12 protein-coding genes are annotated in these 13733 nt (G+C 63.0%); 7 read left to right on the top strand and 5 right to left on the bottom strand.

The features are described 5' to 3' along the window. Positions 1-31: 31 nt before the first annotated feature. Together O1A05_RS11540 and O1A05_RS11535 are read right to left on the bottom strand one after the other, a co-directional pair. Entirely contained in the window at positions 32-1096 is a 1065-nt protein-coding gene (locus tag O1A05_RS11540; protein WP_270105356.1) for a FecCD family ABC transporter permease, read from the bottom strand. Beyond that, the gene (locus tag O1A05_RS11535; protein ID WP_270105355.1) at positions 1093-2148 is read right to left on the bottom strand and encodes a FecCD family ABC transporter permease; all 1056 of its coding nucleotides are present in this window, start codon (positions 2146-2148) and stop codon (positions 1093-1095) included. Before O1A05_RS11535 ends, O1A05_RS11540 begins: the two co-directional genes overlap by 4 nt. A gap of 511 nt (positions 2149-2659) precedes the next feature. Between O1A05_RS11535 and nrdH the strand changes: the two genes are divergently transcribed. The 5 genes from nrdH to O1A05_RS11510 all read left to right on the top strand — a co-directional run bounded on the left by nrdH (position 2660) and on the right by O1A05_RS11510 (position 7636). After that, positions 2660-2905 (top strand): glutaredoxin-like protein NrdH, encoded by a 246-nt coding sequence (gene nrdH / locus O1A05_RS11530; RefSeq protein WP_270105354.1) that lies wholly within the window; start codon positions 2660-2662, stop codon positions 2903-2905. 51 nt (positions 2906-2956) lie between these two features. Further along, the gene (gene nrdI / locus O1A05_RS11525; protein WP_270107577.1) at positions 2957-3421 is read left to right on the top strand and encodes a class Ib ribonucleoside-diphosphate reductase assembly flavoprotein NrdI; all 465 of its coding nucleotides are present in this window, start codon (positions 2957-2959) and stop codon (positions 3419-3421) included. Further along, complete coding sequence (nrdE, locus tag O1A05_RS11520) at positions 3388-5565, top strand: class 1b ribonucleoside-diphosphate reductase subunit alpha (RefSeq protein ID WP_270107576.1); 2178 nt, start codon at positions 3388-3390, stop codon at positions 5563-5565. Before nrdI ends, nrdE begins: the two co-directional genes overlap by 34 nt. A 105-nt stretch (positions 5566-5670) precedes the next feature. Further along, positions 5671-6651, top strand: a complete 981-nt coding sequence (nrdF, locus tag O1A05_RS11515; RefSeq protein ID WP_270105353.1) for a class 1b ribonucleoside-diphosphate reductase subunit beta — start codon at positions 5671-5673, stop codon at positions 6649-6651. A gap of 160 nt (positions 6652-6811) precedes the next feature. Further along, complete coding sequence (locus O1A05_RS11510; RefSeq protein WP_270105352.1) at positions 6812-7636, top strand: thioesterase family protein; 825 nt, start codon at positions 6812-6814, stop codon at positions 7634-7636. A 77-nt stretch (positions 7637-7713) separates the two neighbouring features. Here O1A05_RS11510 and O1A05_RS11505 read toward each other — a convergent pair whose 3' ends face one another. After that, positions 7714-8346, bottom strand: a complete 633-nt coding sequence (locus O1A05_RS11505) for an MBL fold metallo-hydrolase (protein WP_270105351.1) — start codon at positions 8344-8346, stop codon at positions 7714-7716. Then, on the bottom strand, positions 8346-9437 hold the full coding sequence (locus tag O1A05_RS11500; protein ID WP_270105349.1) for an S-(hydroxymethyl)mycothiol dehydrogenase: 1092 nt from the start codon (positions 9435-9437) through the stop codon (positions 8346-8348). Before O1A05_RS11500 ends, O1A05_RS11505 begins: the two co-directional genes overlap by 1 nt. Before the next feature lie 174 nt (positions 9438-9611). On the opposite strand from O1A05_RS11500, the gene O1A05_RS11495 reads away from it, so the two are divergent. Next, positions 9612-10406, top strand: a complete 795-nt coding sequence (locus O1A05_RS11495) for an SOS response-associated peptidase (RefSeq protein ID WP_270105348.1) — start codon at positions 9612-9614, stop codon at positions 10404-10406. Further along, the gene (locus O1A05_RS11490) at positions 10403-11419 is read left to right on the top strand and encodes an arsenic resistance protein (protein WP_270105347.1); all 1017 of its coding nucleotides are present in this window, start codon (positions 10403-10405) and stop codon (positions 11417-11419) included. Before O1A05_RS11495 ends, O1A05_RS11490 begins: the two co-directional genes overlap by 4 nt. On the opposite strand, the gene O1A05_RS11485 is transcribed toward O1A05_RS11490, so the two are convergent. Beyond that, positions 11411-13555 carry an alpha/beta hydrolase family protein gene (locus O1A05_RS11485; protein ID WP_270105346.1) on the bottom strand — a complete coding sequence of 715 codons (2145 nt, stop codon included), beginning with the start codon at positions 13553-13555 and terminating at the stop codon, positions 11411-11413. The two genes, O1A05_RS11490 and O1A05_RS11485, sit on opposite strands and share 9 nt — an antisense overlap. Positions 13556-13733: the final 178 nt, after the last annotated feature.

Below are 13733 nucleotides of genomic sequence, written 5' to 3'. Positions count from 1 at the left end.
GATGTTCTGGGTTCCTTCCAACAAGTTTCGGTCAGACGGCCGGGCCGAACTGACGGCGAGATTCACGCACGAGCAGCCAGATGAGGTAGATGCCGCCCACAGAGACGGTCACCAGCCCCACCGGGACGGAAGCCACGTACATGCTCAGCAGTAGAGAGACGATGTGGGCGAAGCCGAGCAATGCGGCCCCCATGGCGGCAGCGGGCAAAAGCCCCGCGCCGGGGACACGTGTGAGTCGGCGGGCAAGTTGTGGTGCGACGAGGGCGATGAATCCAATCGGTCCGGCCGCTGCCGTGACGATCGCCGTCGTGGCGACACCGAGCACCAACAATACGAGTCGAGCAACGTTGGGTCGGGTGCCGAGAGTGGTGGCCGCGTCATCGCCGAGTTCCAGTCGCTGCAAGGAGGGCGACACGAGGGCAATACCGAGGACCACGACGAGGGCAATCAGCGCGGTGGGAACCAAAGACTCCCAGTGCACCCTGTTGAGTGATCCGGCGCCCCAGAAGCCCACCACCATGGCGTCTTCCACGTTCGCTCGGGTAATCAGGTAGGAATTGAGCGATCCGAGCACAGCGGCCACACCGATGCCGACGATGATCAGCCGGAATCCTTGGATTCCTTTGCGATAAGCCAGTAGGTACACCACGAATGCGGTGAGCAACCCGCCCACGATCGAAGCGCTGGCCATAGTCCAGTAGCTGCGCTGTCCGACGACGAGAACGGCGATCACGACGGCGGTGTAAGAGCCGGCGTCAAAACCGATCACATCCGGGGAACCCAGTGGGTTACGGGTCAGCGACTGGAAGATCGCGCCGCCGAAGCCCAACAGTGCACCGAAGAGTACGGCAGACAAGGCCACGGGGAGACGCCACTTCATGACGATCGTCTCGTGGAAGCTCGCCCCATGACCCATCAGGGTGGCCGTGACTTCGTGCAGGGTGAGCGGGTAGTCGCCCAGCGTTACGGAGATCAGCGCCAAGGCAGCTCCCGCGGCGAAGAGCACCGCGGATACGACTAGCGAGCGTACGGGGTAGCGACCGGAGGCCAGCGGGTTGTTCAGCGATGCGGCTTTGTATCCGAAATCGATGCTCATAGTCCGCTCGCCTTTCTGCGACGTACCAGCGCAATCAGCACCGGTGCGCCGATCACTGCGGTGAGGATGCCGACCTGAATTTCCTGGGGCGGTGCGATCACGCGTCCGATGACGTCAGCCAAGAGCACCAGTACCGGGGCGGCGAGAATGGAATACGCCAAGATCCAGCGTTGATCCGGACCGGTGAACCACCGGACGATATGGGGAACCATCAAGCCGACGAAGGCGAGCCCACCGGTGAGGGCGGTGGCGGCGCCAGCAAGAAGCGTCACTGCCAAAACTCCCAAAGCCCGCACCGTGCCGACTTTCACACCGAGGGAGGCTGCGAGGTCGTCGCCCAACGCTAAGGAGTTGAGTGAGCCAGTCAGGGAGAGCGCCAGCACCAGGCCCACCACAATAAACGGCAGTATGTGGACGATGTCGGGCATATCGGCCCGGGCTACCGAACCTACACCCCAGGCGCGAACAGAGCGGAAGGTATCCGGGTTGAGCAAGCTGAGGAACGTGCTGAATCCACCGAGCACTGCGCCCAGAGCGACACCGGCCAACACCAGGGTGACAGGATTCGCGGTTCCCTGGCCCACGGCACCGATGAAGTAGACGAACATGGTCGCGCCTGCGGCTCCAATCAAAGCGAACCAGATGTAGTCTGAGACGGCGGTAACCCCGAAGATCCCCACACCCAGAGACACGGTGAACGTTGCGCCGGCGTTGACGCCCAAGATCCCGGGATCGGCTAGAGGATTGCGTGTGAGCGCTTGGGTGAGCGCACCTGCCACACCGAATGCGGCGCCAGCGACGGCAGCCAAGATGGTGCGCGGGGCACGAGACGACCAGACGATGGTGGATATCTCGGAGGAGGAAGGCTCTACCAGGCCCTGCCAGGTGGCGGAGAGGCTGTGCATATTCGCTCCGACAGCGATGCTTGCAGCTGCGGCGATCAGGCAACCGACCACGAGCACGAAGAAGCCAACGACACGTCGACGTCTCCAACGCTCCGCCGGCGGCCCGATGGCGGGCGTTGCAGGCTCCGCCGAAGCCACTGTTGTCACGGTGTCCTGCGCTTTCGTCGTTGGGAGAGATACACGAAGTAGTAGCCCCAGTGTAGAGGCAAGGTAAGGCTCACCTTGGCGGTCAAGTTTATCGTGTCCGTACTTACGAGGAAGATGGTCGAACCGGGTCAATCCAAAGGGGGTGAAAGTCGATATATGGGTCAGACACGCCCAGCGCAGAATCAATTTTCTCGTGCACACCTGCTGGTTGAGCGGCTCCACAGGTTGTGGACGACTGTTTGATCGAAGGGCTGGAACCGCGTGTTCTCGCGCTTCTCAGGTGCCCGTTAAGACGGTGTTCATCCACACGTACTGTGGAAACCGGTCCGGCAAATCACATCGATGTAAGCACATCATCTAGTGGTCGCTTGCGATCTGCTTCCCTAGATGTAGTATTAACTCCGAAAGGTCTTCACAAGAGCTTGAGGGTTCTGTTGGCCACTTCCACTCGTGGATGTCAACACCTGTCGGGCCCTTTCGAAACACATCAACGATTCCAGGAGTAGTCATCATGGCCGTCACCGTTTACAGCAAGCCAGCCTGCGTCCAGTGCAACGCGACCGCTCGTGCCCTCGACAAGCAGGGAATCACCTACAGCGTCGTGGACATGTCTCAGGATGCTGACGCCCTGGAGCGCGTGCGGGCGATGGGCTACATGCAGGCCCCCGTCGTTATGACCGACTCGGACCACTGGTCGGGCTTCCGCCCGGACAAGATCGCCGCTCTAGCCGAGACCGCCGCTAGCTCCGTCGCCTGATCCATTCCGAGGAGGGGATCCATCATGACCACCTCGGTCATTGACGGATCGATGGTGAAGAATCCGGAAGGACAAGTTCTCCAGGAAACTCACGCCCGACTCATTTACTTCTCGTCAGTTTCTGAGTACACCCATCGATTCGTTAGCAAACTGAATCTAGATACCGACGAAACTGCGAGACTACCGCTGAAGACGCGGGAGCCGACGTTGATCGCCCAGGAACCCTTCGTCTTGTTGCTTCCCACGTATGGGGGCGGAAACGGTCAGGGGGCGGTCCCAAAACAAGTCATCAAGTTCCTCAACGTAGCGAGGAACCGCGAGATGATCCGAGGCGTTATCGCTTCGGGCAACACAAATTTTTACGAGGCTTACTGCCTGGCAGGGGACATTGTCTCTAGAAAATGCCAGGTCCCGGTCTTATACAAATTCGAACTCATGGGCACCGCTGGAGATGTGGACCGCGTTCGCGAAGGATTGGAACAATTTTGGCAACAGCACTCACTGAACAGGAACTGATTCAGTCAGCGAAGCAGCTACCGCAGGCATGGCAGAACCTCGGCTATCACGAGCTCAACGCCATGCTGAACCTCTACGGCCCCAATGGCGAGATCCAGTTCGAAGCAGATCACGCGGCCGCACGTCAGTACTTCCTGCAGCACGTCAACAACAACACGGTCTTCTTTCACGACCTGGACGAGAAGCTGAAGTACCTGGTCGACAACGACTACTACGAGGCCGAGACCCTGGCGCAGTACTCACAGGAGTTCCTGCACCAGTTGCAGAAGCGCGCCTACGCACACAAGTTCCGTTTCCCCTCGTTCCTGGGTGCCTTCAAGTTCTACACTTCTTATGCGCTGAAGACCTTCGACGGCCAGCGTTACCTGGAACGCTACGAGGACCGTGTCTTCATGGTCGCACTCCACCTGGCACAGGGCGACGAGACCCTGGCAACCAATCTGGTGGACGAGATCATCTTGGGCCGCTTCCAGCCGGCGACTCCGACCTTCCTGAACTCGGGCAAGAAGCAGCGCGGCGAGCTTGTGTCCTGCTTCCTGCTGCGCGTCGAGGACAACATGGAGTCGATCGCACGCGGTATTAACTCCTCCCTGCAGCTGTCCAAGCGCGGCGGCGGTGTGGCGCTGTCCCTGACTAACCTGCGTGAGCACGGTGCACCGATCAAGCAGATCGAGAACCAGTCCTCCGGCGTCGTGCCGGTGATGAAGCTTCTGGAAGACTCCTTCTCCTACGCCAACCAGCTCGGTGCCCGTCAGGGTGCCGGCGCGGTGTACCTGAACGCTCACCACCCGGACATCTACCGGTTCCTGGACACCAAGCGCGAGAACGCGGACGAGAAGATCCGCATCAAGACCCTCTCACTGGGTGTGGTCATCCCCGACATCACCTTCGAGCTGGCCAAGCGCAACGAGGATATGTACCTCTTCAGCCCGTACGACGTTGAGCGCGTTTACGGCAAGGCTTTCACCGAGATTTCGGTGACCGAGAAGTACTACGAGATGGTCGATGACGCCCGCATCAAGAAGACCAAGATCAGCGCCCGCGAATTCTTCCAGACTCTCGCTGAGATCCAGTTTGAGTCCGGCTACCCCTACATCGTGTTCGAGGACACCGTGAACCGGGCCAACCCGATCAAGGGTCGCATCTCGATGTCGAACTTGTGCTCCGAAATCCTGCAAGTCTCCGACGCCTCCACCTTCAGTGATGATCTGAACTACGATCACGTGGGCAAGGACATCTCCTGCAACCTGGGCTCCATGAACATCGCGAAGACCATGGATTCGGGCAACTTTGGCCAGTCCATCGAGACTGCCATCCGTGCGCTCACCGCAGTGTCGAACATGTCCGATATCGTCTCAGTTCCCTCCATCGCCAAGGGGAACGCTTCCTCCCACGCGATCGGCCTGGGCCAGATGAACCTGCACGGGTACCTGGCACGCGAGCACGTTCACTACGGCTCCGAAGAGGGCATCGACTTCACGAACATGTACTTCTACTCTGTCGTGTACCACGCGATCCGTGCCTCGAACCTGATCGCTCAGGAGACCGGCGAGAAATTCGGAGGATTCGAGGATTCCCAGTACGCCTCGGGGGAGTTTTTCGATAAGTACACCGAGCAGGAATGGAAGCCGGCCACCGAGCGCGTGGCGCAGCTGTTCGCCGAGGCCGAGGTGGAGATCCCCACTCAGGATGACTGGCGGGCACTGAAGGAATCCGTGATGAAGCACGGTATCTACAACCAGAACCTGCAGGCTGTCCCGCCGACGGGCTCCATCTCCTACATCAATAACTCCACCTCCTCGATTCACCCGGTGGCGTCGAAGATCGAGATCCGAAAGGAAGGCAAGCTGGGCCGTGTCTACTATCCAGCTCCTTACCTGACCAATGAGAATCTCGAGTACTACGACGACGCCTACGAAATCGGCTACGAGAAGATCATCGATACCTACGCTGCCGCTACGCAGCACGTGGACCAGGGTTTGTCGCTGACGCTGTTCTTCAAGGACACCGCCACGACTCGTGATCTGAACAAGGCTCAGATTTACGCCTGGCGCAAGGGCATCAAGACGATGTACTACATCCGCATCCGTCAGATGGCCCTGGAAGGCACCGAAGTCGAGGGTTGCGTTTCCTGCATGCTCTAACGTTGTGACGACGGCATGCCGCCTCCACTGTTCGGAGGCGGCATGCTGTCTGCAATGACCAACCACACATCACTGACCGACGTCGCACGAAGGACGCTGAAGCTCATGGCTGACGAGGCCCAGAACAACCCATTCGAACAGTTCAACGCCATCAACTGGAACCGCATCGAGGACGAGAAGGACCTGGAAGTCTGGCAGCGCCTGACCTCCAACTTCTGGCTGCCCGAGAAGGTGCCACTGTCCAACGACCTGCAGGCGTGGTCCAACTTCACCGATGACGAACGCGACGTCACCATGAAGGTGTTTACCGGCTTGACAATGCTGGACACCATCCAGGGCACCATCGGCGCCATCTCCCTGATTCCGGACGCGCTGAACCAGCACGAGGAAGCCGTGTACACCAACATCTCCTTCATGGAATCGGTGCACGCTAAGTCTTACTCGTCGATCTTCTCGACTCTGGCCTCGACTAAGCAGATCGACGAAGCCTTCCGGTGGTCCCGCGAGAACAAGGAACTGCAGACCAAGGCACGGGAAATCGTCAAGTACTACGAGGGCGACGATCCGCAGCAGCGCAAGATCGCCTCCGTGATGCTGGAATCGTTCTTGTTCTACTCGGGCTTCTACTGGCCGATGTACCTATCCTCGCAGGCCCGTCTAACCAACACCGCAGACCTGATCCGTCTGATCATTCGTGACGAAGCGGTGCACGGCTACTACATCGGTTACAAGTACCAGCGGAACCTGGAAACCGAATCGCAGCAGCGTCGCGATGAGCTGAAGGACTTCACCTTCACGCTCATGTACGAGCTCTACGAAAACGAAGTGCAGTACACCCATGACATCTACGACCGCCTGGGCCTGGCGGAGGACGTCAAGAAGTTCCTGCACTACAACGCCAACAAGGCGCTGATGAACCTCGGCTACGAAGCCATGTTCCCGGACACGGTGACCAACGTGAACCCGGCCATCCTGTCTTCTCTGAGCCCGAACGCCGACGAGAATCATGACTTCTTCTCCGGGTCAGGATCCTCCTACGTGATCGGCAAGGCAGAGAACACCGAAGACGACGACTGGGACTTCTAAGCCTTGATCTAGTCTGACGCCCGCAAGGGTGTGGGACAGGCGCTGGACCTGCAGAATGCTGCAGGTCCAGCGCCTTTTTCCTGCGTCGTTTTCGATGTGTCGCAGGCCGTAAGGTGTGAACGATGTGACATCTGCGACAGGGCTTTGACAAGATGAGCTCATGACAGATGACACGGCTTACTTCCGGCGGACTGCTCCTGCCGACACCCACACGTCAGAAACGGCGACGCGGGTCAGCCTCTTCGAATCCACCCGGCACGCCCAGGGCACCTGGCAGGAGGACGAGTTACACATGGCGCCGGTCTCCGGGCTGGTGGTGGCTGAGCTCGAGGCGCACGAAAAGCGGGACGACTTCGTCACGGGACGGCTGAGCTTCGACATCCTCGGCAAGCTCCACGAAGGCAAACAGAAGGTGACTACCCGGACGATTCGCCCGGGTCGGACCATCGAGCTGGTCGAGTCCACCCTGGAATCCGGCGGACGCACCGTGCTGCGCGCCCGAGCCTGGCGTCTGCAGTGCCAGAAACTGGACCCCGAAGCGATCCTGCCGTCGCCGTCCAACCTCACACCGGTCGAGGAATGTGTCGCCGACGATCGGCTTCAGCAGTGGCCTGGTGGCTTTATCGCCAGTGTGCAGACCCGTGTTGCGCATGACCACGCTGCCGGACACGGTCGCGGCTGGATCGCCAGCGGGGTCGAGCTGATCGAGGGCGAGACTACCAGCTCATTGGCGAGCCTGATGGCCTTGGCCGATACGGCCAATGGTGTGGCACCTGTGCTACCCGCCGGCAAGGGCGGCTACGTTTTCCCGAACGTGGACCTCACGCTGCACCTGGTGCGCGAGCCGGTGGGCGCGTGGCTAGGATTGGCGACGTCGACCGTCGTCGGTTCCGAGGGTCTCGGCATCAACTCGGCTGAACTGTACGACGAGCGCGGCTTCTTCGGCCGTTCCGAGCAGCTGCAGACGGTGCGACCCGTGCCCTGAGGTTCGGGAGGTGCAGCGGTTAAACACACGGTGGCCCGGTCGAAACCGGGCCACCGTGGTGTCGTATCGAGTACGGCCTAGTGGCCGCGGTCGATCCACTCCTGCAGGTGAGGCGCCTCGTCCCCGATGGTGGTGGCGTCACCGTGGCCGGTGCGCACCGAGGTGGTGGGCGGCAGGGTGAGCAACCGGTTCTGGATGGACTCGATGATCGTTTCGAAGCTCGAGTAGGAACGGCCGGTCGCTCCCGGTCCGCCCTGGAACAGGGTGTCGCCGGTGAAGACCACGCCCTCTTCCAGCTCGGGAGCGTGGAAGCAGACCGAACCGGGGGAGTGCCCGGGGGTGTGCAGGGCGTGCAGGGTCACGCCGGCGATCTGGAACTCGTCGCCGTCGTTGATCTGCCCGTCCGGGGCGTCCTCTGGATAAACCGCATCCCAGAGCATCCGATCGTCCGGGTGCAATAGCACCGGGGCGTCGACGAGTCCGCGGAACTCCTTAACGGCGCGGATGTGGTCGTCGTGGCCGTGGGTCAGCAGGATGGCTTCCACGGTGCGACCGCCGACGGCGTCCTTGACCGCCTGGGCGTCATGCGCCGGGTCGATGACCACGCAGCGTTCGTCGTCGCCGACGATCCACACGTTGTTGTCCACCTCCCAGGTGCCGCCGTCGAGGGAGAAGGTGCCGGAGGTCACCAAATGATCGATGCGAGCCATCAGAGCACCACCACCGAACGCAGCACCTCACCGGAGTGCATCTTCTCGAATGCGGCGTCGATCTCGTCCAGGCTGATGGTCTCGGTGACGAACGCGTCGAGATCCAGTCGACCCAGTCGGTACTGATCCACGAGCATCTGGAAGTCGTGGGAAGGCAAGCAATCGCCGTACCAGGAGGACTTCAGCGATCCGCCGCGGCCGAACACATCCAGCAGCGGCAGTTCCAGGGTCATCTCCGGGGTGGGCACGCCGACGAGCACCACACGACCGGCGAGATCGCGGGCGTAGAACGCCTGCTTGTAGGTCTCCGGGCGGCCGACGGCGTCGATGACGACGTCGGCACCAAAACCGCCCGTAAGCGCCTGAACGGCTTCAACGGCGTCGGTCTCTTTGGAGTTCACGGTGTGGGTGGCACCCAGCTCCAGTGCCTTCTCCAACTTGCGGGGGTCGATGTCGACGGCGATGATCGTGGTGGCCCCGGCCAGCTTCGCTCCCGCGATGGCCGCGGTACCGACACCGCCGCAACCGATGACGGCCACGGACTCGCCGCGCTTGACCTCGCCGGTGTTGATGGCCGCGCCAATGCCGGCCATGATGCCGCAGCCGAGCAGGCCCACGGCAGCATCCTGGTCATCGGAGACGCCCTCGACCTTGGTGCACTGACCGGCGGCGACCAGCGTCTTCTCGGCAAAGGCGCCGATCCCCAGGGCTGGAGACAGCTCGGTGCCGTCTTCCAGGGTCATCTTCTGGGTGGCGTTGTGGGTGTTGAAGCAGTACTTTGGTTCGCCCTTGCGGCACGCGCGGCACTCGCCGCAGACGGCGCGCCAGTTGAGAATGACCTTGTCACCCACGGCAACCTCGGTGACGCCGTCGCCGACCGCGGAGACGATGCCGGTGGCCTCGTGGCCCAGCAGGTAGGGGTACTCGTCACCGATGCCGCCCTGAACGTAGTGCAGATCGGTGTGGCAGACGCCGCAGGTCGAGATGTCGACGACGGCCTCGCCCGGTCCTGGATCGGGGATGACGATGGTGGTGATCTCCACGGGCTGGTCCTTGCCGCGGGAGATGACCCCTTTAACGGTTTGAGACATGGTTGGGCCTCCTTGGTGGGGGACTGTTGACGGTGTGGCCGTCATAGTTCCTCTTCATCTCATCACACCGAGTGGCGTAGCGGGAATGGGACATTCGCCGATGACCGTGTGTGACAAAGGTTACGTCTTGGTCAGGAGGTGTTTGCGGCGGGCCGGTGCTGACATACTGGGCCCATGTGTGGACGGTTTGTGATGGCGAGAGCGGTGGGCGACCTGGTTGCGCAGGCCGGTGCCGTGCCCCCGGAAGCGGATTTCGAACTGCGGGAGAGCTACAACGTGGCACCGACCGCGGATGTGGCCGTGGTGCTGGAACGCCTGGTGGAGGAGACCCCACAGCGTGAGTTGCACCGAGCTCGCTGGGGATTGTTGCCCGGATGGGCGAAGGATCCGTCGTTCTCCTCGCGGACCTTTAATGCCCGTTCCGAGACGGTGGTGACCAAGCCGAGCTTCCGTTCCGCGGTGCGGGCCCGGCGGTGTGCGGTGCCCGTGGATGGCTATTACGAATGGCTGAAACCAACGAAGGGCTCGGGAAGCCAGCGGAAGCGACCTTTTTATGTGCACCCGGAAGACGACTCCGTGATGTTCTTCGCCGGACTGTATGAATGGTGGAAGGACCCGGAAGCGGAAGCAACGGGGGAGCCCGCCTGGGTGTTGTCGACGACGATCCTCACCGGGGCCTCCCCGGACGACGCTGAACAAGACGGCGTACTGGGGGAGCTGGGGCGGCTGCATGACCGGCTGCCGCTGCCGATGGGACCGGAGATGATGGAGGCGTGGTTGAACCCGGAGAAGCTGGATTCGGCGGACGAAGCCGAGGCACTGGTGCAGCGGGTGCGTGAGCGGGCATTTGCGGTGGCTGGTGGTTGGCGGCTGGACGAGGTGGGTCCGGCGGTGGGTAATGTGCGCAACAACGGTCCCGAATTGCTGGAACCGGTGGCTGGCGACCCCCAGGAGTCGCTGCTGCCGTGAGTTCGCTGAGCGCCGCGGGTTCGATGAGCGCACCGTCGTCGGTCGAGCGTCACCAAGTGTGGTGGTATCTCGGCGCGGTGATGCTGGGACTGGCGGTTGGTCTGCTGGCACCGGGCGTCGGACCGTTCGTTGAGGTGCTGGTGTGGCCGGTCCTGGCGGTGTTGCTACTCGTGGTGTTCTTCTTGACCCCGTGGTCGCAGCTCCCCGGTGTGCTGGCCCGGCCGCGCTTTCTGCTGGCCGCGCTGGCGGGCAATGCAGTCGTGATGCCGCTGATCGCCGTGGCGCTGGTGCACCTGGGGCCGGAGGATCCGGTGCTGCGCTTCGGTTTGCTGTTGGTGCTGGTGGCGCCGTGCACCGACTGGTTCATGACCTTCACCCATGTCAGCGGCGGTGACACTGCGGCCGCTTCGGCGCTGATCCCGGTGAACCTGATGGCGCAATTGGTGCTGATCCCGGTGTATCTGTGGCTGTTTGCCCCGGAGATTCCAGGTAGCGGTGAAGCGAATCCGGCGACGGGCGTCCTGGCTGGGGCTGCCGTGCTGATTCTGGGGTCGATGCTGTTGGGCGCGACTGTGGCCTGGTGCGCCCAGCGCCGCCCGGCGCTGGCCCGGGTGCGCGCCCGTGCGGAAGTGGCCCCGGTGCCGTTGTTGGCCGTCGTGTTGTTCCTGGTGGCGGCGTCGCAGGCATGGATTGTGCTGGACGCGGCCGGGAGCCTCCCCGGGATCGCGGCGGTGGCGCTGGGCTACCTGGTGTTGGCTGTGCTGGTGGCCTGGGTGCTCGCGCGACTGACGCGGGTGCCTCGCGAGCAGGGGATCACCCTGACGATGACCCTGGCCACCCGCAACTCCTTCGTGGTGCTGCCGGTGGCCCTGGCGCTACCGGCAGGGGCCGAGGTAGCAGCCGTGGCGGTCGTGTTCCAGTCTCTGGTGGAGCTACTCGGGATTCTGGTGCTGCTGTGGGTGTTGCCCCGGTGGGTGTTCCCCCGTCGCGTCTCGTCCACGGCTTCAGCCTAGTGTGGCCGGCGGGGTAGACGTTTCGCCGCGGACGTGGACGTCGAGGAAGTCCAGTACGGTGCGGTACCAGGACTCGGCATTGCCGCGCTTGAGGATCCAGTGCCCCTCATCCGGGTAATAGAGATAACGGTGGACGGTGGCGCCGTCGTCGTCGAGCAACTGCGGGGTCCGGGTGTGCAGGGCATGCCAGAGCTCCAGTGCCTGACCGATCGGGACGCGGTGGTCCTGGTTGCCGTGGATGACGAGCAGGGGCACCTGGATCTGCTCGGCGTAGAGATGTGGCGAGAACTCGGCTGACTGTTCCGCCATGGCCCGGTCCCACTCGGCATTGTCGGTGGTGCGGCCCATCGAGGTGGTGTCCCAGAGCGAGGCGTGGGTAACGATGCAACGGAACCGGTCTTCGGTGTGGCCGGCCATCCAGTTCGCCATGTACCCGCCGTAGGAGCCACCTGCAAGGGCTGTGCGGCTCTCGTCGATTTCCGGGCGGAGGAGAGCAGCGTCGGTGAGGGCCAGAATGTCGGTGTAGGGGGTGCCACCGAGTTGCTGCTGGCCGCGGTCGATCATTGACTGGCCGTAGCCGGTGGAGATCGCCGGGTCCGGCAGCAGCACCGCGTAGCCGGCCTCGACGAAGGCGCCCGGGTTCCAGCGGTAGGTCCAGGCGTTCCAGGAGCCCCAGGGTCCACCGTGCACCAGCACCGCGAGTGGGTGCGGGCCGGGGCCCTCGGGGGTGACCAGCCAGGCACGCAGTTCGGTGCCGTCTTCGGCAGTGGCGGTGACGGAACGCAACTGACCGGGGGAGCGCAGCGGGGTTCCAGGGTGGGCCAGCGGCAGGATCTCGGCGGTGTCGGTCGCTAGTGTGAGCACGATTGGCTCCGGGGCCTGCGTGATGGCATCGGCCAGGGCATACAGGCGGATGGGGGTGGTGTTGGTGTCGTCGAGCGTCGCATCCGTGCGCGGCAGGGTGGTCAGTCCGGAGTAATGCCGGGCGGTCACCAACGTGTTGGGGGTGTCGGTGTAGGTGTCGACCTGAGGAGTCATCCGCTGCGGCGCAGCATCGTCGTCGGCGCCGTACCAGATGGCACCGGCTCCCAGATCATCGCTGGTGGCGGCCAGCTGCCGGTTGGTGACCCAGATGGGGTCGACCCAGCGGTCGAGCTCGGGCCACAGCCGGGTCTCGTTCTGTGCGTTCTGCTTGTCGAGGGAGAACAGATGGGTGCTGGCCTGCAGGTTCTGCTGCGGCGTCCAGCGCTGGTGACGGTGCAGCACCACGCGGGTGCCATCCGGACTGATCTGCCCGGTGCTGACGGAGGTCTCGGGGGTGGAACGGATCAGCTCGGTGGTCTCCCCTGAGGGTAGGTCGATGCGCACAGCCACGGTCGCATCCACACTGGCAGCGGTGTTCTGCTGCAGGGTAGCGACGACGAACGAGCCATCGCGGCTGAGGTCCCAGTCCAGCAGCCGGCCCTGTGGCAGCGCGACCCACCGGAATTCGGGTGCCTGGTCCGCGGTGGCGGGTAGCTCGGCTACTCCCAAGACGGTGCGTCCGGCGGGCAGATCATGATCCCAGTAGCGCGAGGGGTAGGTGGTGTGCAGGATGCCGCTGACCGAGGCCGTGGTGCGCTGTTCCACCAGCTCGGCGTGCTGGGAATCGTTCTCGGCCTGACTGTGCACGCGGAACGTGGTGACGAGATGGCGCTCGGAGGCGCGGAGGTCGTTGAATCCCCAGGGGCGGGTGAGCAGACGCTGTGCCTCGCCGCGGCCGGGCAACACCCAGAGAGATGCGCCGGGGGAGTGCTCGGTGGCGTTCGGATCGGTCTCTGCAGCGGGGCGGGACGAGAGGAAGTAGACGCGCCCGTCGGAATCCTCGGTGGTGAGGGGGGAGACCGCAGAGACGGATTCATCGGAGCGGGTCAGTTGCACGCTGGTCCCCGGAGACGCCATTTCGTCGGCGGTGAGCTCGTGGAGCTGGGTCACATAGTCGGTGCCCTTGCCGTTGAGTTGTTGGACGGTGGCCAGAATCCGGCCGTGAGGCCCGGGCAACACCGCGGTGATGCGGGCGGCGTCGAGCAGGGTGGTGATGGCATCGGGGGCGGTTGAGGTATCTGGGGTGTCTGTCGTCTCACGCGGTTCGCTCATGCTGGCCAGTCTACGGGGCGGACTTATCGTGTCACACCCTAGTTCTAGATTCGTCGACTGGCGGGGGTACGCATGTTCCCTTAGACTGGAGGGGACGATCGGCCTTCCCAACGATCACACTTCCCACCGCCACCCCTGACGCTGCCTGCGTCTAGGGGAATCACGGCATAGAGGGGTA

Source organism: Citricoccus sp. NR2 (assembly GCF_027594385.1).
Taxonomy (GTDB): domain Bacteria; phylum Actinomycetota; class Actinomycetes; order Actinomycetales; family Micrococcaceae; genus CmP2.
The sequence above is the reverse complement of the archived record's forward strand: the minus strand, read 5'-3'. Positions and strand labels throughout refer to the sequence as shown.

What these genes read in the sequence shown, in the direction of transcription:
- O1A05_RS11540 (WP_270105356.1), bottom strand. Translation starts at nt 1,096, where the DNA reads ATGAGCATCGATTTCGGATACAAAGCCGCATCGCTGAACAACCCGCTG.
- nrdH (WP_270105354.1), top strand. Translation starts at nt 2,660, where the DNA reads ATGGCCGTCACCGTTTACAGCAAGCCAGCCTGCGTCCAGTGCAACGCG.
- nrdI (WP_270107577.1), top strand. Translation starts at nt 2,957, where the DNA reads ATGGTGAAGAATCCGGAAGGACAAGTTCTCCAGGAAACTCACGCCCGA.
- nrdF (WP_270105353.1), top strand. Translation starts at nt 5,671, where the DNA reads ATGGCTGACGAGGCCCAGAACAACCCATTCGAACAGTTCAACGCCATC.
- O1A05_RS11510 (WP_270105352.1), top strand. Translation starts at nt 6,812, where the DNA reads ATGACAGATGACACGGCTTACTTCCGGCGGACTGCTCCTGCCGACACC.
- O1A05_RS11505 (WP_270105351.1), bottom strand. Translation starts at nt 8,346, where the DNA reads ATGGCTCGCATCGATCATTTGGTGACCTCCGGCACCTTCTCCCTCGAC.
- O1A05_RS11500 (WP_270105349.1), bottom strand. Translation starts at nt 9,437, where the DNA reads ATGTCTCAAACCGTTAAAGGGGTCATCTCCCGCGGCAAGGACCAGCCC.
- O1A05_RS11495 (WP_270105348.1), top strand. Translation starts at nt 9,612, where the DNA reads ATGTGTGGACGGTTTGTGATGGCGAGAGCGGTGGGCGACCTGGTTGCG.
- O1A05_RS11485 (WP_270105346.1), bottom strand. Translation starts at nt 13,555, where the DNA reads ATGAGCGAACCGCGTGAGACGACAGACACCCCAGATACCTCAACCGCC.